The sequence below is a fragment of the Pseudomonas sp. MPB26 genome, assembly GCF_046605355.1.
Taxonomy (GTDB): domain Bacteria; phylum Pseudomonadota; class Gammaproteobacteria; order Pseudomonadales; family Pseudomonadaceae; genus Aquipseudomonas; species Aquipseudomonas cedrina.
In genome coordinates this window covers 4,065,499-4,083,780 of the sequence record NZ_CP176793.1, presented here as the reverse complement: position 1 = coordinate 4,083,780, position 18,282 = coordinate 4,065,499, and the positions used below count along the sequence as shown (strand labels likewise).

Here is an 18,282-nt window from a genome sequence, read left to right as displayed (position 1 = left end):
GTGTGAGCCGTTGACCGACCTGACTTTTGCAAAGGCTTTGACCATGGTGATTTTCGATCGACGCAGACGCGCTTTTTCTGCGCTGTTACTGGCAGGGCTGCTGAGCCTGTTCGCGATGGCGCCGCGCAACGCCCACGCCACCGAGACGGATTCGGCCCGCACTGAAGTGACCGATTTGCTGGGGCGCAAAGTCAAGGTGCATCTGCCTGTCAGGCGGGTCATCCTCGGTGAGGGCCGCCAGCTGTATCTGGTCGCTGCGCTGGACACGTCAAACCCGATCGAACGCATCGTCGGCTGGCGCAAGGACCTGATCCAGTCGGACCCGGATACCTACAACGCCTACCTGCGCAAATTTCCCGACATCGCCAAAATCCCCACCTTCGGCGGTTTTGAAAACGGCACCTTTGATATCGAACAGGCGATCTCGCAGCGCCCGGACGTGATCATCCTCAACATCGAGGCGCAATACGCCACCGAAGATGCGCGTTACATCGAAAAACTCGACGCCCTCGGCATCCCGGTGGTGTACGTCGATTTTCGTAATAACCCGATGAAAAATACCGAGCCGACCATGCGCCTGTTCGGCCAGTTGTTCGGCAAGGAGCAACGCGCAGAAGCCTTTATAGATTTTCGTAATCAACAGATTCATCGCGTCACCGATGTGATAGAAAAACAGCACCCGGCCAGGCCGAACGTGTTCATCGAGCGCATCGGCGGTTATACCGACGATTGCTGCCTGAGTTTCGGCAATGAAAATTTTGGCCTGTTTGTCGATATGGCCGGCGGCAACAACATCGCGCGCCGGATCATTCCAACCACGTTCGGCCAGTTGAACCCCGAGCAAGTCATTGTCGCCAATCCGGAGCACGTCGTGGTCACCACCGCCAACTGGGAAGCCTTCGCTCCCGGTGGGCATTGGGTCGGCGTCGGCCCTGGCGCAGGCATGGCCGAGGCCCGGAAAAAACTTGCATGGTATACGCAACGGCCGGCCTACGCAGGCATCAAGGCTCAGGACACTCAAGCCTTCCACGCCATCTGGCATCAGTTCTATAACAGCCCCTACCAGTTCGTGGCCATTCAGCAATTGGCGAAATGGTTCCACCCGGAGCTGTTTACCGATCTCGATCCGGATGCCTCATTTCGCGAATTGCATGAGCGTTTTTTGCCAGTGCCGTATGAGTCGGGCTATTTCGTCAGCCTGCGCAAACCCGAGGTCAAACCATGAGTTCGTTGACCGATGCCGTAGGGGTGCCGCGCGAAACCTATCGCCGGTTAGTGCTGCGTAAACGCCTGGTCCTCGTAGGGCTGGTGGTTCTGTTGTTGTGCAGCGTGCTGCTCGACCTGGCGTTGGGGCCAGCGAGTTACAGCCTCGGCGAAGTGCTCGGCGCGCTTTTTTCGCCGGATAGTGCGTCGCCACAAGTACGCGTGGTGATGTGGGATATCCGCTTGCCCGTGGCGTTGATGGCAGTCGCGGTCGGCGCGGCATTGTCGCTGGCCGGCGCGCAGATGCAGACGATCCTCAACAACCCGCTGGCGAGCCCGTTCACGCTCGGGATTTCCGCCGCCGCCAGTTTCGGTGCGGCGCTGGGCCTGGCGTTCGGTGTCGCGCTGTTTCCGCTGGCGGCGCAATTCATGGTGCCGCTCAACGCCTTCATCATGGCCATGCTCTCGGCGCTATTGATTCACTTTCTGAGCATGCGCCGTGGCGTCACCGCCGAAACTATCGTGCTGCTCGGCATCGCGCTGGTGTTCACCTTCAATGCACTGTTGGCGCTGGTACAGTTCTTCGCCACCGAGCAAGCCGTGGCGGCCGTGGTGTTCTGGACCATGGGCAGCCTGACCAAAGCCACCTGGCCGAAACTCGGGGTGATCTGCCTGGTGATCCTGATCACCTTGCCGATCTTCGCCAAGCACGCCTGGGCCCTGACCGCACTGCGCCTGGGCGACGACAAGGCTGCCAGTTTCGGTATCAACGTACGCAGCCTGCGCTTTCAGACACTGATCATGGTCAGCCTGCTGGCCTCGTTTCCGGTGGCGTTCGTCGGCACCATTGGCTTTATCGGACTGGTCGGCCCGCACATCGCCCGGATGCTGATCGGCGAAGACCAGCGCTTCTTCCTGCCAGCCTCACTGCTCACCGGCTCGCTGATTCTCTCGGCCAGCTCCGTGGTCAGTAAAACACTGATCCCCGGCGCGATCTTTCCCATCGGCGTGGTCACCTCGCTGATCGGCGTGCCGTTCTTCATATCTCTGATTCTCGGCGGGAAGAAAAACACATGGTGAAGCTACAACTGGACAACCTCGGCGCCCGTTATGGCCAACGCGAGATTATTCGCGGTGTGTCGACGACGATGTTTTTCGGCGGTCAGGTGGTCGCCGTGGTCGGCCCCAATGCGGCGGGCAAATCGACTCTGTTCAAACGCATGGCCGGGCTGATCGACGGCCCCGGCCAAGTGATTTTGCAGGACTCCAAAACAGGCCCGACGGGCATCAACTACATGCCCCAAGGCCTGAATGCCAGCGCGCGATTGACGGTGTACGAGTCGGTGCTGTTGGCGCGCAAGCAACTGGCGCCGGGCTGGAGGGTCCACGATGACGAGCTGAAACAGGTAGACGAGATTCTTGAGGCTCTGGGCATTACCGATCTGTCGTTGCGCAACCTCGGCGAACTCAGCGGCGGCCAGCAACAGCTGGTATCCATTGCGCAAACCCTTGTGCGCGAGCCCGAAATCCTGCTGATGGACGAACCCACCAGCGCCTTAGACATGCATCGCCAGGTGCAGGTGTTGAACTTCATGCGCACACTGGCCCGGCAACGCGAGGTCATTGTGTTCATCGCGATTCATGACCTGAACCAGGCATTGCGGTTCGCCGACCAGGTCCTGGTGATTGCTGACGGTACCACTCAGGGGAGCGGGCTCAGTGGTGAAGTCATTACTGAGCAGATGCTGCGTAAGGTCTATAAAGTTCAGGCGCGTATCGAGCAATGCAGCCGTGGGGTGCGGCATATACTTATTGATGATGTGGGGTGATTGGCAGGGAGCTGGCGCGCGGGACTCTTAACGATCAAGCGTTTAGTCAGTAAGCGTGGTCAACACCTTTCCGTCTCTGCGCTGCACGATGGTCTCAGGCGCCAGCGGCTGTGAGCCGTCGACGCCCGGAGGTGGGGTTATCAACCAGGCACCCGGATAGTCCTCCCGGACATATCGCGGATTGAAGCGGATAGCGCTTGCCGCCGCATAACGGCGCTCTGCGAGTGTCGCAACGTTCGCAAGCACCGCACTTCTGACTTCATAGAGTTTTCGCTCTGCGTCGAGGGCAATAGTGGCATCCGCAAGCTCGAAATTATCGATACGCACGGGCACGTGTTCCGGTATATCGAGAACCCACCGGTCGGAATCTACAAACCCATCGACATAGACATTGCCGGTCGAAGCCCTGAGCAACGTGCCACCGGGCAAGGTGCTGCCATCGACTACATTGCCATCGGCAAGCGTACAGTTGCTGAATGCCGATACGCCACCATCAGGCTTGAGTTCAAACGCCACCGGTTGCAGCGCATCACACCGCCAGCCGTTCTGCATCGTCGTGCCGTGGCCGGTTATCCGCATGTTCTCTGGCGTGAAGCCCACAATTTCGTATTTTTCGTTGGTTTGAATCGCGATGTAGCGGGCTACCTCGACGGCATCGATATCGACCATACGCACAGGGCTCGGAAACACAGCTCGTTTGAAGGATTCCCGTTGATCCGCAACGGCCAATTCGAGTTTCGTGCCTTTGGGCATGTCGATCTGGCCAAGGCGCATCGGCTCTGCCAATTCCGGAAGATAGCTTGCCGCTCTCTCCCGCTCATAGCTACGCATCTGGAGATAAAAATCCGCGAACTGCCACAGGGTAAAAAGTGCACACGCGGTGATGAGTGTGTAGGGCAGGAGGACGGGGCGGCGCCAGCGGCCTGTGGCATATCGAACCACCAGCCGTATCGTCCACCCTAACCAGAAAAGCGTCGCGGCGAAGAAAAGGGCAAGGTAAAGCAGTTTTTCGACGGAGGGCAGTGCAACGGGGATCATGCGAGCCAAACTTCCTTAATGGGTGATGGGTTTGAACGCACCTACGACGCAAAAAGGGCGAGCCCTTATACTGCGCGCCAATCTCACTCGCATGCTGCGTCGGCAGGCACGTGAGGACGTCTTTCAAATACGCATACGGGCTCAACTAGCCACGGTTCGTGGCTCCATTTTCAACGACAACCTGCGTGTTGGCCCAAGGGATATGGAGGCCATTACCGCGAAGGGCCCGTGGAGAAGAGCGAACTGTTAACCCAAAATATACGTAATGTCCCATAAAGGACGGCGAACAGGCAAAAGGCCGGACGCTACTGCTAACGGCGATTTTGAGCGATGCCATCAACCTCGATCTAACCAAGACGGTCTAGTCCAGTCCAGGCATTACCTACGCCAAGCTGTCCTGGTTGCCTCCACACCCCCATCTCCGATCGGTACGCGCCGTTCAACACTCGCGTAGTGAATGTCCGCGTGCGCGACTCGACCTATATGCTCCGCGACCTGCTGTACGCTGCCAAGTCAGTGATCGAGAAACAGCGCGGCAAAGAAGTGGCGGGAGAAGTTCTTGCGGCTAGCACATGACGGCTTTGCCAGAATCCGCATTCATGACTTGAAGCACACCTTTGGGAGAAGGATGCGTGCTGCAGGCGTGACTGAGGAGGATCGCAAAGCGCTGCTCGACCACAAGAACGGAAGCATCACCAGCCACTACTCGGCAGCGGAGTTGGACCAGCTCATTGCGGCGGCGAATAAGGTATCCAGCAACCGACTCGCGCGCACCAGCGCTGACGATTCTGAAAAGGAGGGAAGCATGATTGAAAATGCCAAGGTCACTCGGAAAGTCACTATAGCAGAAACAACAAAGCCGCTCGAAAGCGGCTAAGTCATTGAATAATATGGTCGGGACGGAGTGATTCGAACACTCGACCCCTAGCACCCCATGCTAGTGCGCTACCGGACTGCGCTACGCCCCGACTAGGCGTGTTACTGGGTTCGCTTCTTAACGAAGCGAACCGGAATATACCGCAAGCTTTTGAAATGTGGAAGTATTTTTAAAGCCGAAGTTATTTCTTCAAAACCACCAGCACATCTTCGAGTTCGGAGATCATCTGGCGGATCATTTGCTTGTATTGGGTGGTGTCGTCTTTGGCTTCATCACCGGACATGCGCTGGCGCGCGCCGCTGATGGTGAACCCCTGGTCGTACAGCAACGCACGGATTTGTCGGATCATCAGCACATCCTGGCGCTGATAATACCGACGGTTCCCGGTGCGTTTGACGGGGTTGAGTTGAGGAAACTCCTGCTCCCAATAGCGCAGCACGTGCGGTTTTACCGCGCAGAGCTCGCTGACTTCACCGATGGTGAAGTAGCGTTTGCCTGGGATGACGGGTAGCTCGTCGTTATGACTTGGTTCCAGCATAAGCCTCAACTCGGGCCTTCAACTTCTGCCCTGGACGAAAGGTGACCACACGGCGAGCCGTGATCGGGATTTCTTCTCCCGTTTTTGGATTGCGGCCAGGCCGCTGGCGTTTGTCCCGCAGGTCAAAATTGCCGAAACCGGACAACTTGACCTGTTCGTTGTCTTCCAGAGCGTGTCTGATCTCTTCGAAAAACAGCTCGACCAATTCCTTGGCCTCGCGTTTGTTCAGACCCAACTCTTCGTACAGACGTTCCGCCATCTCAGCTTTCGTCAAAGCCCCCATACGTCACTTCCTTAACGTGGCGTTTAACCTTTGTTCGAGCGAGGTGAGGATATTTTGTGTCGTAGTATTCACCTCATCGTCGTTAAGAGTGCGCGATGGATGCTGCCAGGTCAAGCCAACTGCCAGGCTTTTTCTATGCGGATCAATGCCTTTACCCTGATAGACGTCAAATAGCCTGAGGTCTGTCAGCCATTCCCCTGCATTTTCACGGATTACATCCAGAACGGCAGTGGCGGCCACTTCACGGTCGGCGATCAGGGCCAGGTCGCGGCGCACTTCAGGGAAGCGCGACAGCTCGCTGAATTTTGGCATTTTGCCGCAAGCCACTTCGGCCAGGACCAGCTCGAACACAAAGACCGGACGGTCCAGGCCCAGGGTTTTGGACAGCTCAGGGTGAATAGCACCGACGAAGCCAACCAGGCGACCTTCGCGCTCGATGCGCGCCGTCTGGCCTGGATGCAACGCCGGGTGGCTGCCCGGCACGAAAGTGAAGGCATCCAGCGCACCGGCAAAGCCCAGTACCGCTTCCACGTCGGCCTTGACGTCGAAGAAGTCGACGGCGTCGCGACCCTGTGCCCAACCTTCAGGCAGGCGGCTGCCGCAGACCACACCGGCCAGCATCGGCTCTTGCTTCAGGTCGACAAGCTGGCCGACAAAACGCAGGCCGCTTTCAAACATGCGCACGCGGTCTTGCTGGCGGTTCAAGTTGTGGGAAAGCGCCTTCACCAGGCCAGGCCACAAGGACGAGCGCATGGCGGCCATGTCGTTCGAAATCGGATTGGCCAGCAACAGCGGTTCGACGCCAGGGTTGAACAGTTCGAACTGCTTGGGATCGATGAAGCTGTAGGTCACGGCTTCCTGGTAACCACGGGCCACCAGCAGACGACGCAGCTCAGGCAGGTGCGCACGCGCCTCGGCCTTCGGCTGTGGCGCCAGGCGCGCTTGCGGGTAACGAACCGGCAGACGGTTGTAGCCATAGAGGCGCGCCAGCTCTTCGATCAGGTCGACTTCCAGGCTGATGTCGAAGCGATGGCTGGGCACTTCAACGCTCCATTGCCCTTCCCCGCCTGCGGTAATACCCAGACCGAGAGCCGACAACAGTTGCTCGATTTCAGCCGGTTCGATCACCAGGCCGAGCATTTGCTCAACGCTTTTGGCACGCAGGTCGATCGGCGCAATGGACGGTAAGTACTGCTCGTTGACAGTCTCGGTGATCGGCCCAGCTTCGCCGCCGGTGATTTCCAGCAGCAGGCCGGTGGCACGCTCCATGGCTTCACGGGCGAGCTTCCAGTCCACGCCACGCTCGTAGCGGTGCGAGGCATCGGTGTGCAGGCCGTAGGAACGGGCCTTGCCAGCGATGGCGATCTGGTCGAAGAACGCGCTTTCAAGGAATACGTCGCGGGTGGTCGCGGACACACCGCTGTGCTCGCCACCCATCACGCCGGCAATCGCCAGGGCGCGGGAGTGGTCGGCGATGACCAGGGTGTCGGCACGCAGGCTGACTTCCTGACCGTCGAGCAGCACCAGCTTTTCGCCTTCTTCAGCCATGCGCACACGGATGCCGCCGTTGATTTCGGCAAGGTCGAAAGCGTGCAACGGCTGCCCCAGCTCCAGCATCACGTAGTTGGTGATGTCGACGGCGGCGTCGATGCTGCGCACATCGGCGCGACGCAGGCGCTCGACCATCCACAGTGGCGTTGGCCTGGACAGGTCGACGTTGCGGATCACACGGCCCAAGTAACGCGGGCAGGCGTGTGGCGCCAGGACTTCAATCGGGCGTACTTCGTCGTGCACCGCAGACACGGCAGCGACGACAGGACGGTTGACTTGGGCGTTGTACAGCGCGCCCACTTCACGGGCCAGGCCGGCCAGGGAAAGGCAGTCGCCACGGTTCGGGGTCAGGTCGACCTCGATGCTGGCGTCTTCCAGTTCCAGGTAAACGCGGATGTCCTGGCCCACTGGCGCGTCGGCCGGCAGCTCCATCAGGCCATCATTGCCCTCACCCACCTGCAGTTCAGCCTGGGAGCACAACATGCCGTTGGACTCAACACCACGCAGCTTGGCCTTTTTGATCTTGAAGTCGTCCGGCAGCTGGGCACCGATCATGGCGAACGGAATCTTCAAGCCCGGGCGCACATTCGGCGCTCCGCATACGACCTGGAAGGTTTGCGTGCCATTGCTGACCTGGCACACGCGTAATTTATCGGCGTCCGGGTGCTGTTCGGTGCTCAGCACCTCGCCCACCACGACGCCGCTGAAAACACCGGCGGCCGGCGTGACGCTATCGACCTCAAGACCGGCCATCGACAGACGAGCAACCAGCTCGTCGCGACCTACCTGCGGGCTTACCCAGCCACGCAGCCATTGTTCACTGAATTTCATCCTGCTCTCCTAAAGATTCGTTACGACTAGCGAAATTGCGCGAGGAACCGCAAGTCGTTGTCGAAGAACAGACGCAAGTCGTTCACGCCGTAACGCAGCATGGCCAGACGTTCAACGCCCATGCCGAAGGCAAAGCCCGAGAATTCTTCCGGATCGATGCCGGACATGCGCAGCACGTTGGGGTGAACCATGCCGCAGCCCATCACCTCCAGCCAGCCGGTCTGTTTGCAGACGCGGCAGCCTTTACCGCTGCACATCACGCATTCCATGTCGACTTCAGCGGACGGCTCGGTGAACGGGAAGAACGATGGACGGAAACGCACCGCCAGCTCCTTCTCGAAGAACACCCGCAGGAATTCCTCGATGGTGCCCTTGAGGTCGGCGAAGTTGATATCACGATCCACCAGCAGGCCTTCCACCTGATGGAACATCGGCGAGTGGGTGATATCGGAGTCGCTGCGGTACACACGGCCTGGGCAGACAATGCGGATCGGCGGCCTGTTCGCTTCCATGGTGCGGACCTGTACCGGCGAGGTATGGGTGCGCAACAACATGTTCGCGTTGAAATAGAAGGTGTCGTGCATCGACCGGGCCGGGTGGTGGCCTGGGATGTTGAGCGCCTCGAAGTTGTGGTAGTCGTCTTCGACCTCAGGGCCTTCGGCAATGCCGTAGCCGATATGGGTGAAGAACTGCTCAATACGCTCCAGAGTCCGGGTAATCGGATGCAGACCGCCCGAGGCCTGGCCACGGCCAGGCAGGGTTACGTCAATGGACTCGGCGGCGAGCCTGGCCGCAAGATCGGCCTCCTCGAGCGACGCCTTGCGCGCATTGAGCACCTCTGTGACACGCTCCTTGGCGACGTTGATCAGCGCACCGACTTGCGGACGCTCTTCAGGCGGCAAATTCCCCAGGGTCTTCATCACCTGAGTCAATTCGCCCTTCTTGCCAAGGTAGTGAACCCGGATTTGCTCCAGGGCATTGATATCTTCAGCGCTTTGCACAGCCTCAAGAGCTTGGGCAACGAGCGCGTCCAGGTTTTCCATGTACAGACTCCAGATACAAAATAGGGGAAGAGCTTGAAGGCTCTTCCCCTATTTATGACGTTTACCACCGTGGGCTGCAGCAGCAGCCCAGGATGACTGTCGGGGGTACTTAAGCCAAGGTGGCTTTAGCTTTCTCGACAATCGCAGCAAACACCGCTTTTTCGTTCACGGCCAGTTCAGCCAGAACCTTACGGTCGATTTCGATGGACGCTTTTTTCAGGCCAGCGATGAAACGGCTGTAGGACAGACCGTTAACACGTGCACCAGCATTGATACGAGCGATCCACAGAGCGCGGAACTGACGTTTTTTCTGACGACGGTCGCGGTAGGCGTATTGGCCTGCCTTGATTACCGCTTGCTTGGCAACACGGAATACGCGTGAACGCGCGCCGTAGTAACCTTTAGCAAGTTTCAGAATTTTTTTGTGACGCTTACGGGCCATGACGCCACGCTTTACACGAGCCATGAGTTACTTCCTCTATTCTTGAACCAAAATTAACGAAGGCGCAGCATGCGCTCGACTTTTGCCACGTCAGACGGATGCAGCAAGCTGCTACCGCGCAATTGACGCTTACGCTTGGTCGACATTTTGGTCAGGATGTGGCTCTTGAAAGCGTGCTTGTGCTTGATGCCGTTAGCAGTTTTCAGAAACCGCTTAGCAGCACCACTTTTAGTTTTCATCTTTGGCATGTTCGGTACTCCGCATTCAGTTGATAAACATAATCAGAAGGCCTGCCGTGCCCTGTTGATTACTTCTTCTTTTTCGGGGCGATGACCATAATAAGCTGGCGTCCTTCCATCTTAGGATGCTGTTCGACCGAACCGTACTCGAGCAGGTCAGCTTCAACCCGCTTGAGGAGTTCCATCCCCAGCTCCTGGTGGGCCATCTCACGGCCGCGGAATCGCAAGGATACCTTGGCCCTGTCCCCATCACTCAGGAAACGTACCAGGTTGCGCAGTTTTACCTGGTAATCCCCTTCCTCCGTCCCTGGACGAAACTTGATTTCTTTTACTTGAATCTGCTTCTGGTTCTTCTTCGCTGCGGCAACCTGCTTCTTCTTTTCGAAGATAGATTTGCCGTAGTCCATCACCCGACAAACAGGTGGGATTGCATCGGCGGAGATTTCCACCAGGTCCAGCTTGGACTCTTCTGCAATACGAAGCGCTTCATCAATCGAGACGATGCCAATCTGCTCGCCATCAGCGCCAATTAACCGAACCTCGCGTGCCGAGATATTCTCGTTGATCGGGGCTTTCGGTGCAGCTCGTTTATCTTGTCTCATTTCACGCTTAATAATAATTACTCCGAATCTGGGCGACCACGCCGGGAAACCGCTTGCGCGAGGAACTCAGCGAACTGGGCGACGGGCATCGAGCCCAGGTCAGCACCTTCACGAGTACGCACAGCGACAGTCTGCATCTCGACTTCCCGATCTCCGATAACCAAGAGATAGGGAACCTTGAGCAAGGTATGCTCGCGGATTTTAAAGCCGATCTTTTCATTTCTCAAGTCGGACTTGGCACGAAACCCGCTTTCGTTGAGAGTTTTTTCAACTTCAGCGGCAAAATCTGCCTGTTTATCAGTGATATTCATGATCACTGCCTGGGTCGGAGCCAGCCACGCGGGGAATGCACCCTCGTAGTGCTCGATCAGGATCCCGACGAACCGTTCGAACGAGCCGAGGATCGCCCGGTGCAGCATAACCGGGTGTTTACGGCTGTTGTCTTCGGAGACGTATTCGGCTCCCAGACGGATCGGCAGGTTAAAATCGAGCTGCAGGGTACCACACTGCCAGACGCGGCCAAGGCAATCTTTCAGAGAGAACTCGATTTTTGGGCCGTAGAACGCGCCCTCACCCGGTTGCAGATCGTACGCAAGGCCCGCACTGTCGAGCGCAGCGGCCAATGCAGCTTCGGCGCGATCCCACAGCTCATCGGAGCCCACGCGTTTTTCCGGACGAGTGGACAGCTTCATCTCGACTTCGGTAAAGCCGAAATCGCGATAAACGTCCATGGTCAACTTGATGAACGCGGCGGATTCGGCCTGCATCTGCTCTTCGGTGCAGAAGATATGCGCGTCGTCCTGGGTAAAGCCGCGCACGCGCATGATGCCGTGCAGCGCACCCGATGGCTCGTTGCGATGGCAGGCACCGAACTCGGCCAGGCGCATAGGCAGCTCGCGGTAGCTCTTCAGGCCCTGGTTGAATACCTGCACGTGGCAAGGGCAGTTCATCGGCTTGATGGCGTAGTCGCGGTTTTCCGACTGGGTGGTGAACATGTTGTCGGCGTAGTTGGCCCAGTGTCCGGATTTCTCCCAGAGGCTGCGATCGACAACCTGAGGCGTCTTGATTTCCAGGTAGCCGTTCTCGCGCTGCACTTTGCGCATGTACTGCTCGAGCACCTGATACAGGGTCCAGCCGTTCGGGTGCCAGAACACCATGCCCGGCGCTTCTTCCTGGAGGTGGAACAGGTTCAGGCGCTTGCCGATCTTGCGGTGGTCGCGCTTCTCGGCTTCTTCGATGCGCTGGATGTAGGCCGCCAACTGCTTCTTGTCGGCCCAGGCGGTGCCGTAGATCCGTTGCAGTTGCTCGTTCTTCGCGTCGCCACGCCAGTAGGCACCGGACAACTTGGTCAGTTTGAACGACTTGAGGAAGCGAGTATTCGGCACGTGCGGGCCGCGGCACATGTCGACGTATTCTTCGTGGTAGTACAGGCCCATGGCCTGCTCGTCCGGCATGTCTTCCACCAGGCGCAGCTTGTAGTCTTCGCCACGGGCGGTGAACACGTCGATCACCTCGGCGCGCGGCGTGACCTTCTTGATCACGTCGTAGTCTTTTTCGATCAGCGCGTGCATGCGCTGTTCGATTGCGGCCAGGTCGTCCGGCGTAAAAGGACGCTCGTAGGCGATGTCGTAATAGAAGCCTTCTTCAATGACCGGGCCGATCACCATTTTCGCGGTGGGGTACAGCTGCTTGACCGCGTGGCCAATCAGGTGCGCGCAAGAGTGGCGAATGATCTCCAACCCCTCTTGATCCTTGGGCGTGATGATCTGCAGGCTGGCATCGGAAGTGATCAGGTCGCTGGCGTCGACCAGCTTGCCGTCGACCTTGCCGGCCACGGTGGCCTTCGCCAGGCCGGCACCAATGGATGCGGCGACCTCGGCTACGGAAACCGAATGATCGAATGAACGTTGACTGCCGTCGGGAAGAGTAATAGTTGGCATGGCGCCTCCTCTCCTAGTGGTGACCCCTACCAAAGGTCACGTGGGTTGGGATGAGCCAGTACAAGATCCAACACCAGGCCGTTCAATGATGAACGCCTGCCTTACAGCGGCAGGAGCCTTTCGGCCAACCGATAATCGAACCAGAGTGACTGGAGTGAGCTAAAAAGAGCCTGGCAAGGCGGCAATGGCACGCCTGGAAATAGCCAAGCGCAAGATCCTAGCACAGATGAACGGTCATCGTGCCGCCGCCATCTGGTGTAAACACAAATTCCGGCCTTTATAGCCGCAAAAGTGAACTTGAGCTGTACGCACTGCCTCCAACCCCCTGAGAATCGCCGTTCGTCCTCGACCCAAAGGAGCATCCTCATGATGCGTTTTACCTCTACCCTCGCTCTCGCCGCTTCCCTGACCCTCCTTTCCCTCGGCGCGCAGGCGGCAGCCCCGTCGAACTGGCCAGCCGGTGCCCGCGACAGCTTCGTCAGCGACTGCAGCGCAGCCGCCAGCCAGAACGTAGACGCCAAGACCGCCAAAGCCCACTGCGAATGTGGCGCTGACAAAATCAACGCCGAATTGAGCACTGCCGAGATCAAGGAACTGATGACCAACCAAAACGCCAGCGCAGACCTCAAGAACAAGGCGGTAGCCGCTATTTCGTCCTGCAAAGTCGTGAAGAAAAAGTAGGATTTGCTTCTGACCTCACAGCTTTTTCGCTGAAAAAACAGCCAAAAAACTGCCAATTCATACAAATTACACAGCTTTTACGGCTTTTTTTATCAGCTGATATTTCGAGCCAAAGCCCCGTAGATTGGGGCTTTCAGCCGATCAAAGCGCTAAACGCAACGCTATTGATTAGCAAACAATGCCCTGGGGGGGCTCCCAAGCCGAACATTTCGACTATGATAGCCCGGTGTGCCCAGTTGGCCTGAGCAGCACAGCACTACTGAAAATATATGTTTCTTGGAGATACACCATGTCTAATCGCCAAACCGGCACCGTTAAATGGTTCAACGATGAAAAAGGCTTCGGCTTCATCACTCCTCAAGGTGGCGGTGACGACCTGTTCGTACACTTCAAAGCTATCGAAAGCGACGGTTTCAAAAGCCTGAAAGAAGGCCAAACCGTTTCCTTCGTGGCTGAGAAAGGCCAAAAGGGTATGCAAGCTGCACAGGTTCGCGGCGAGTAATTCTCCGCTGAGCTAAAAAAAACCCCGTCCATGTGACGGGGTTTTTTATGGGCGTTGCAAAAGCGCGGGAAGCTTAGCCGCAATTGACGCGCGTGATCACCAGGTTGTCGTCGGTGTTGAGGTTCAAGCGGTCAGAGCGGTATTCCAAGGTGATCATATCGTTGGGCTTGAGGATTCGTGCGTTCTGCGCACCGGCACGGGTACGCGCCTGCTCCAGCAACTGGGGCGACGCTTTCTGGCCGAGAGTGAATTCGGCGGCCTTCGCCTCACAGCGGCTATGACCTGCGTCGGTCACAGCGGCGTCTTTGGCTGGCTCAGAGGTACCCGGGGTGCTGCAACCCGCCAACGCGAGTGCTGCCAACAAAGTACCGAATGATGCGAGCTTCCAAGGCATGAAGCCTCCTATGATAAGAAATGGACAGAGATGGTGCGACAGCGATTGGGCAGATTGGTTTCAAGACGTAAACCGCTGCCGGCCCAGTCTGCCTGACTCTCAGCAGGCATTCGCCCGATCAATCGTGACCAGATATGAATAAATTCAGTAGATGTCGATGTAGTCGAACGCCGGCTTTGGCCAGTTCTGCTTCAGCGCATTGAAAATCTGCGTCACCCAGACTTCGTCACTGGCAGCCACATTTCCTACATACCCAGATCCCTTTGCCCAAGTCTCCAGGCGAAACAGCAGCCCGTCGATATCTACACCGCCTACCACCTTCCCTGAGGAGATATAGGCGATGCCCGCTTTGGTCACGCGCAACTGGGTATGTTCGTCGTCACTGGCACTGGCGATCAGCTGACGCACCGCTGCCAGGGTAAGGTTCTCGGGGTTGTTCAAGTCGATCTGCACGTGGTATCCCCGGCAATTAAAGGACAACAGTGTCGCACAGCGCGGGCGCCATGCCGAAGCGCCTCATGCCTAAGTATCAGTGCCAAACCCGACGCAAAATGGTTAACTCCCTGGCTTAGAACCGCGTTCCAGCGCACTGCACAGCACTTTCAGCCCCGCGAGATATCCATGACCACCGTAACGCTCCAAGCCGACATCAAAGCCAAGTGGCCCCTGGGACAGAGCTCCTATAGCCCCGGCAGCCCAGAGGAATTGGCGATCATCGGTATCGACCTGCTGGTCAAGGAACTGGGCACACAAGCGGCGCAAGCCTTCATCGGCCAGATATTCGAAAAATACCCGGCCGACCACATGGGGGCACAAGACCCCGAGCGCGAATAGGAACCGGCCGACGAATGCCGACCGGTCAGCACGTTACTTCAGACGCGCCAGGCGCTCGGTCAGCAGGTCGAAGAAGCCCTGGGCATCGCCGTTCTCAACCCAGAACACGTTCTTTTCCTGCTTCAGGCCGTCGTACCAGTCGACGATGGTCTGGCCAAAGGTAGGGCCTTCGCGGCTGTCCACCACCATATTGGCCTGACGGCCGCTGAACAGCTCAGGCTTGAGCAGATAGGCGATGACGGTCGCGTCATGTACCGGACCGCCTGGAATGCCGTAGTGCTCCATGTCGCCCTTGACATACTCGTTGAGGATGTCGCCGACGACCTTGCTCGCGTTGTTGTTGATGTCGGCGATCTTCTTCAGGCGCGCTTCGCTGGTCAGGACCTTGTGGGTCACGTCAAGCGGCAGGTAGGTCAGCTTGACGCCACTCTTGAGCACGATCTCGGCGGCGACCGGGTCGGCAAACAGGTTGAACTCCGCTACCGGCGTGATATTGCCGCCATTGAAGTGCGCACCGCCCATCACCACTACTTCCTTGATGCCTTGGGTAATCTGCGGCGCCTGGGTCAACGCCAGCGCCAGGTTGGTCTGCGGACCGAGCATGGCGATGGTGATGCTGTGAGGCTTGGCAGTGCTCAAGGTCTTGATCAGGTAATCAACGGCATTGCCCTCAGCCAGGGCCTTTTTAGGCTCATGTACCGTGACGCCGGAAATACCTTCCTTGCCATGGATATTCTCGGCGTAGATGGGCTTGCGCAGCAGCGGCGCCGGCGCACCGGCGTACACCGGGATGTCTTCGCGCCCTGCCCATTCGCGCGCCAGACGCGCGTTGCGGGAAGTCTTGTCCAGCCGCACATTGCCGGCAACAGTGGTCAGCGCGCGGATGTTCAGTTCATCCGGCGAGGCCATGGCGAACAGCAAGGCCACCACATCATCGGCGCCTGGGTCAGTGTCGATGATCAGGTCAATCTTTTCCGCCGCCTGGGCGCTTGCAGCAGTGAGTGCGGACAAAAGCAGGACGCTCCGGAACAGATTTTTCAGGGTTGGAAGACCATGTTGCATAAAAACACTCCTTGTCGTTGGGACTCTAGAAAGTGACGCCGGACACCAGCGCGATATTGCAGTAAGGCTGGCATTCACCGGTGCGCACTACGGCGCGGGCCTTGCGGCTTAACTGTTTGAATGCTTCATGGCTGAGCAGGCGCCGTTCACCGAGGGCGACCTGCTCGGTGAGCGTGTTGAGGTCGGCCAGCGCCGGCGGTTGCTTGAGCAGGATTTCTTCGGCGAGCACGTGGCTTTCCACCTGCATTTCGCTGAGCACGATGCGCAAGGTACTGATGAAATCCGGAATGCCTTGAGTCAACGCCAGGTCGATCAGCTCGACGCCCGGCGGCACTGGCAGGCCGGCATCGCCGATCACCAGGATGTCGCCGTGGCCCAGGGAGGCGATCACACGCGACAACGCGATATTGAGCAGAGGTGTCTTTTTCATGAGAGCACAAAACCTTGTACGTCGTGCAGCGTTGGAATAGAAGGCTGCGCGCCGGCACGGGTGACCGACAACGCCGCCGCGACCTGGCCAAAGCGGATGGCCTCGGCTTCGCTTCTGCCATTGGCCAGTGCCGCGGCGAAGCCACCGACAAAGGTATCGCCCGCCGCCGTGGTATCCACGGCCTTGACCTTCGGCGCCGATAGATGCTCAAAGCCCTGGCCGTCGGCAAACAGCGCGCCCTGCGAGCCCAGGGTGATGATGACTTTACCGGCGCCCGCCCGGAGCAGTTGGGTCGCCGCCGTCTTGGCACTTTCAATGGAATCGACCGTCACGCCGCTGAGTGCGGTGGCTTCGCTTTCATTGGGGATCAGGTAGTCGATCGAGGCGTACCACTCGGCCGGCAGCGGGCCGCTGGCTGGCGCCGGGTTGAGGATCACCGTCTTGCCCAGTTCACGGCCGCGCGCAAGGGCATGCCCTACAGTGTCCATCGGCACTTCCAGCTGGCAGACGATCACATCTGCCGACTGCAGCACCGCGTCAAACGCCTGCAACGAGGCCGGCGTCAGTTCGCCGTTGCTGCCTGCCACGATCACAATGGCGTTCTGGCTGCTGTCATCGACCACGATCAAGGCCACGCCGCTTGAGCCATCGACGGTTCTGACGGCCTGGCAATCAATGCCTTCCACCTGCAACCCGTCACGCAACTGAGTGCCATAGGCATCGGTGCCGACGCAACCCACCATCGAAACGTCGGCGCCCAGGCGCGCGCAGGCGACCGCCTGGTTCGCGCCCTTGCCGCCGGGCACGGTGGAAAACGTCTGGCCAATCAAGGTTTCCCCGGCGCGCGGCAGCCGACTGGCACGGGTAACCAGGTCCATGTTCAAGCTGCCTACTACCACTACTTTTGCTGGCATACGTCAGTACTCATCAATTCGTTTCAGCGGTATTTGGCGAACGTACCCGCGACAGGGGCCGTCGATTCGCGCAACACGATGCTCGGCGTCACGATGCGTTGATCGATCGGCAGTTGGGGGGTTGCAATTCTTCGCAGTAAAAGCTCGGCCGCCGTCTCGCCCAATTGGACGATCGACTGTCCGACCGTGGTCAACGCCGGGTAGACGTAACGACCCATTTGAATGTCATCGAAACCGATCACCGACAGCTCGCCCGGCACGCGGATGTTGCGTTCTGCGGCTGCACGCAGCACGCCGAAACCAATCATGTCGTTGCTGGCAAAGATCGCACTGGGCGGGTTCTGTGCCAGTAATTTCACGGCAGCAGCATAACCGCCAGTACTGGTGAAGTCGCTTTCCTGGGTGCGATCTGCAGCCACTTCCACGTCGGCCTCACGCAGCGCGCGGTGGTAACCCGCCAGACGCATTTGCGCAACCCGGGTATGGACCGGGCCGCCGATACAGGCGATGTCGCGGTGGCCCAGTTCAAGCAAGTGCCGGGTTGCCAGGTAGGCGCCCTCCTCGTGGTCGATACGGACCAGGTCCACGTCAATGCCATCCAGCGCCCGGTCGACAATCACCATGGGCGTACGCACCGCGTTCAAGCCTGCGGCAAGTCCACTGTCATCGCCACCCACCGAGGTCACGATCAAGCCGTCGATACGCTTCTCCAGCAACACACGCAAGTAGCTGCGCTGCTTTTGCGCATTGTCGTCGGAGTTGCAGAGGATCACGCAATAGCCGTTACGCTCGCAGTAGTCCTCGATGCCCCGTGCCAACTCCGCAAAATACGGGTTGAGGCTGTTGGGCACCAGCAAACCGATGGTGGCCGTGGTCTTGGCCTTGAGCGAACGCGCGACGGCACTGGGTACATAGTCGAGCTGCTTGATCGCTGCTTCAACCTTGATGCGTACCGGCTCGCTGACCGGGCGCGTCTTGTTCACCACGTGGGACACGGTGGTGTAGGAAATACCTGCAAGCGCTGCCACATCCTTGATCGTTGCCATGAT

The 18,282-nt window shown here is 58.5% G+C and carries 21 protein-coding genes, 1 tRNA gene and 1 pseudogene; 7 read left to right on the top strand and 16 right to left on the bottom strand.

Annotated features, from left to right (window positions below; all coding sequences use genetic code 11):
* The first annotated feature begins 43 nt into the window (after positions 1 to 43).
* From ACLH0H_RS18965 to ACLH0H_RS18955, 3 genes are read left to right on the top strand one after another with little or no spacing between them, the layout of a single operon-like run.
* Entirely contained in the window at positions 44 to 1,225 is a 1,182-nt protein-coding gene (locus ACLH0H_RS18965) for an ABC transporter substrate-binding protein (protein WP_411382438.1), read from the top strand.
* The gene (locus ACLH0H_RS18960) at positions 1,222 to 2,283 is read left to right on the top strand and encodes a FecCD family ABC transporter permease (protein ID WP_411379166.1); all 1,062 of its coding nucleotides are present in this window, start codon (positions 1,222 to 1,224) and stop codon (positions 2,281 to 2,283) included. The genes ACLH0H_RS18965 and ACLH0H_RS18960 overlap by 4 nt, the downstream gene beginning before the upstream one ends.
* A complete protein-coding gene (locus ACLH0H_RS18955; protein ID WP_411379165.1) occupies positions 2,277 to 3,032 on the top strand; it encodes an ABC transporter ATP-binding protein in 756 nt (251 codons plus the stop codon). The genes ACLH0H_RS18960 and ACLH0H_RS18955 overlap by 7 nt, the downstream gene beginning before the upstream one ends.
* 42 nt (positions 3,033 to 3,074) lie before the next feature.
* Here the strand turns inward: ACLH0H_RS18955 and ACLH0H_RS18950 are convergent, their stop codons facing one another.
* Complete coding sequence (locus tag ACLH0H_RS18950; RefSeq protein WP_411379164.1) at positions 3,075 to 4,070, bottom strand: hypothetical protein; 996 nt, start codon at positions 4,068 to 4,070, stop codon at positions 3,075 to 3,077.
* Between the two features lie 520 nt (positions 4,071 to 4,590).
* On the opposite strand from ACLH0H_RS18950, the pseudogene ACLH0H_RS18945 reads away from it, so the two are divergent.
* Positions 4,591 to 4,879, top strand: a pseudogene (locus ACLH0H_RS18945) (site-specific integrase); the annotation flags it as partial.
* Between the two features lie 82 nt (positions 4,880 to 4,961).
* On the opposite strand, the gene ACLH0H_RS18940 reads toward ACLH0H_RS18945, so the two are convergent.
* The 9 genes from ACLH0H_RS18940 to thrS all read right to left on the bottom strand — a co-directional run bounded on the left by ACLH0H_RS18940 (position 4,962) and on the right by thrS (position 12,416).
* A tRNA-Pro gene (locus tag ACLH0H_RS18940) sits at positions 4,962 to 5,038 on the bottom strand.
* Between the two features lie 90 nt (positions 5,039 to 5,128).
* Entirely contained in the window at positions 5,129 to 5,485 is a 357-nt protein-coding gene (locus ACLH0H_RS18935) for a MerR family transcriptional regulator (protein ID WP_003219935.1), read from the bottom strand.
* Positions 5,466 to 5,768: an integration host factor subunit alpha gene (ihfA, locus tag ACLH0H_RS18930; protein WP_002553164.1), complete on the bottom strand. Its 303-nt coding sequence runs from the start codon at positions 5,766 to 5,768 to the stop codon at positions 5,466 to 5,468. The genes ACLH0H_RS18935 and ihfA overlap by 20 nt, the downstream gene beginning before the upstream one ends.
* A 3-nt stretch (positions 5,769 to 5,771) precedes the next feature.
* Positions 5,772 to 8,150, bottom strand: coding sequence for a phenylalanine--tRNA ligase subunit beta (gene pheT, locus ACLH0H_RS18925; RefSeq protein ID WP_411379163.1), 2,379 nt, complete (start codon positions 8,148 to 8,150; stop codon positions 5,772 to 5,774).
* Between the two features lie 26 nt (positions 8,151 to 8,176).
* Positions 8,177 to 9,193 carry a phenylalanine--tRNA ligase subunit alpha gene (pheS, locus tag ACLH0H_RS18920; protein ID WP_411379162.1) on the bottom strand — a complete coding sequence of 339 codons (1,017 nt, stop codon included), beginning with the start codon at positions 9,191 to 9,193 and terminating at the stop codon, positions 8,177 to 8,179.
* 109 nt (positions 9,194 to 9,302) lie between these two features.
* A complete protein-coding gene (rplT, locus tag ACLH0H_RS18915) occupies positions 9,303 to 9,659 on the bottom strand; it encodes a 50S ribosomal protein L20 (protein ID WP_003234252.1) in 357 nt (118 codons plus the stop codon).
* Positions 9,660 to 9,688: 29 nt separating this feature from the next.
* Positions 9,689 to 9,883, bottom strand: a complete 195-nt coding sequence (gene rpmI, locus ACLH0H_RS18910) for a 50S ribosomal protein L35 (protein ID WP_002553160.1) — start codon at positions 9,881 to 9,883, stop codon at positions 9,689 to 9,691.
* A 59-nt stretch (positions 9,884 to 9,942) separates the two neighbouring features.
* A complete protein-coding gene (gene infC / locus ACLH0H_RS18905) occupies positions 9,943 to 10,494 on the bottom strand; it encodes a translation initiation factor IF-3 (protein ID WP_015884933.1) in 552 nt (183 codons plus the stop codon).
* Positions 10,494 to 12,416: a threonine--tRNA ligase gene (gene thrS, locus ACLH0H_RS18900; protein ID WP_025857830.1), complete on the bottom strand. Its 1,923-nt coding sequence runs from the start codon at positions 12,414 to 12,416 to the stop codon at positions 10,494 to 10,496. The genes infC and thrS overlap by 1 nt, the downstream gene beginning before the upstream one ends.
* Before the next feature lie 366 nt (positions 12,417 to 12,782).
* Between thrS and ACLH0H_RS18895 the strand changes: the two genes are divergently transcribed.
* On the top strand, positions 12,783 to 13,097 hold the full coding sequence (locus ACLH0H_RS18895; RefSeq protein WP_083735310.1) for a hypothetical protein: 315 nt from the start codon (positions 12,783 to 12,785) through the stop codon (positions 13,095 to 13,097).
* Positions 13,098 to 13,386: 289 nt separating this feature from the next.
* Positions 13,387 to 13,599 (top strand): cold-shock protein, encoded by a 213-nt coding sequence (locus ACLH0H_RS18890; protein WP_003234260.1) that lies wholly within the window; start codon positions 13,387 to 13,389, stop codon positions 13,597 to 13,599.
* A 73-nt stretch (positions 13,600 to 13,672) separates the two neighbouring features.
* On the opposite strand, the gene ACLH0H_RS18885 is transcribed toward ACLH0H_RS18890, so the two are convergent.
* Complete coding sequence (locus tag ACLH0H_RS18885) at positions 13,673 to 13,993, bottom strand: I78 family peptidase inhibitor (RefSeq protein ID WP_186691964.1); 321 nt, start codon at positions 13,991 to 13,993, stop codon at positions 13,673 to 13,675.
* A 144-nt stretch (positions 13,994 to 14,137) separates the two neighbouring features.
* A complete protein-coding gene (locus ACLH0H_RS18880) occupies positions 14,138 to 14,446 on the bottom strand; it encodes a hypothetical protein (RefSeq protein WP_307391301.1) in 309 nt (102 codons plus the stop codon).
* Positions 14,447 to 14,614: 168 nt separating this feature from the next.
* On the opposite strand from ACLH0H_RS18880, the gene ACLH0H_RS18875 reads away from it, so the two are divergent.
* Positions 14,615 to 14,827: a hypothetical protein gene (locus ACLH0H_RS18875; protein ID WP_076953603.1), complete on the top strand. Its 213-nt coding sequence runs from the start codon at positions 14,615 to 14,617 to the stop codon at positions 14,825 to 14,827.
* Between the two features lie 33 nt (positions 14,828 to 14,860).
* Here the strand turns inward: ACLH0H_RS18875 and ACLH0H_RS18870 are convergent, their stop codons facing one another.
* From ACLH0H_RS18870 to ACLH0H_RS18855, 4 genes are read right to left on the bottom strand one after another with little or no spacing between them, the layout of a single operon-like run.
* Positions 14,861 to 15,889: a nucleoside hydrolase gene (locus ACLH0H_RS18870; protein WP_411379161.1), complete on the bottom strand. Its 1,029-nt coding sequence runs from the start codon at positions 15,887 to 15,889 to the stop codon at positions 14,861 to 14,863.
* A gap of 25 nt (positions 15,890 to 15,914) precedes the next feature.
* Positions 15,915 to 16,319 (bottom strand): D-ribose pyranase, encoded by a 405-nt coding sequence (gene rbsD, locus ACLH0H_RS18865; RefSeq protein ID WP_411379160.1) that lies wholly within the window; start codon positions 16,317 to 16,319, stop codon positions 15,915 to 15,917.
* Positions 16,316 to 17,233 (bottom strand): ribokinase, encoded by a 918-nt coding sequence (rbsK, locus tag ACLH0H_RS18860; RefSeq protein ID WP_411379159.1) that lies wholly within the window; start codon positions 17,231 to 17,233, stop codon positions 16,316 to 16,318. The genes rbsD and rbsK overlap by 4 nt, the downstream gene beginning before the upstream one ends.
* A 23-nt stretch (positions 17,234 to 17,256) precedes the next feature.
* The gene (locus tag ACLH0H_RS18855) at positions 17,257 to 18,279 is read right to left on the bottom strand and encodes a LacI family DNA-binding transcriptional regulator (protein WP_411379158.1); all 1,023 of its coding nucleotides are present in this window, start codon (positions 18,277 to 18,279) and stop codon (positions 17,257 to 17,259) included.
* Positions 18,280 to 18,282 lie beyond the last annotated feature (3 nt).

Bases quoted from the DNA above. Each gene is read 5' to 3' on its own strand.
- ACLH0H_RS18965 (WP_411382438.1), top strand. From the start codon at position 44: ATGGTGATTTTCGATCGACGCAGACGCGCTTTTTCTGCGCTGTTACTG.
- ACLH0H_RS18960 (WP_411379166.1), top strand. From the start codon at position 1,222: ATGAGTTCGTTGACCGATGCCGTAGGGGTGCCGCGCGAAACCTATCGC.
- ACLH0H_RS18955 (WP_411379165.1), top strand. From the start codon at position 2,277: ATGGTGAAGCTACAACTGGACAACCTCGGCGCCCGTTATGGCCAACGC.
- ACLH0H_RS18950 (WP_411379164.1), bottom strand. From the start codon at position 4,070: ATGATCCCCGTTGCACTGCCCTCCGTCGAAAAACTGCTTTACCTTGCC.
- ACLH0H_RS18935 (WP_003219935.1), bottom strand. From the start codon at position 5,485: ATGCTGGAACCAAGTCATAACGACGAGCTACCCGTCATCCCAGGCAAA.
- ihfA (WP_002553164.1), bottom strand. From the start codon at position 5,768: ATGGGGGCTTTGACGAAAGCTGAGATGGCGGAACGTCTGTACGAAGAG.
- pheT (WP_411379163.1), bottom strand. From the start codon at position 8,150: ATGAAATTCAGTGAACAATGGCTGCGTGGCTGGGTAAGCCCGCAGGTA.
- pheS (WP_411379162.1), bottom strand. From the start codon at position 9,193: ATGGAAAACCTGGACGCGCTCGTTGCCCAAGCTCTTGAGGCTGTGCAA.
- rplT (WP_003234252.1), bottom strand. From the start codon at position 9,659: ATGGCTCGTGTAAAGCGTGGCGTCATGGCCCGTAAGCGTCACAAAAAA.
- rpmI (WP_002553160.1), bottom strand. From the start codon at position 9,883: ATGCCAAAGATGAAAACTAAAAGTGGTGCTGCTAAGCGGTTTCTGAAA.
- thrS (WP_025857830.1), bottom strand. From the start codon at position 12,416: ATGCCAACTATTACTCTTCCCGACGGCAGTCAACGTTCATTCGATCAT.
- ACLH0H_RS18895 (WP_083735310.1), top strand. From the start codon at position 12,783: ATGATGCGTTTTACCTCTACCCTCGCTCTCGCCGCTTCCCTGACCCTC.
- ACLH0H_RS18890 (WP_003234260.1), top strand. From the start codon at position 13,387: ATGTCTAATCGCCAAACCGGCACCGTTAAATGGTTCAACGATGAAAAA.
- ACLH0H_RS18885 (WP_186691964.1), bottom strand. From the start codon at position 13,993: ATGCCTTGGAAGCTCGCATCATTCGGTACTTTGTTGGCAGCACTCGCG.
- ACLH0H_RS18875 (WP_076953603.1), top strand. From the start codon at position 14,615: ATGACCACCGTAACGCTCCAAGCCGACATCAAAGCCAAGTGGCCCCTG.
- ACLH0H_RS18870 (WP_411379161.1), bottom strand. From the start codon at position 15,889: ATGCAACATGGTCTTCCAACCCTGAAAAATCTGTTCCGGAGCGTCCTG.
- rbsD (WP_411379160.1), bottom strand. From the start codon at position 16,319: ATGAAAAAGACACCTCTGCTCAATATCGCGTTGTCGCGTGTGATCGCC.
- rbsK (WP_411379159.1), bottom strand. From the start codon at position 17,233: ATGCCAGCAAAAGTAGTGGTAGTAGGCAGCTTGAACATGGACCTGGTT.
- ACLH0H_RS18855 (WP_411379158.1), bottom strand. From the start codon at position 18,279: ATGGCAACGATCAAGGATGTGGCAGCGCTTGCAGGTATTTCCTACACC.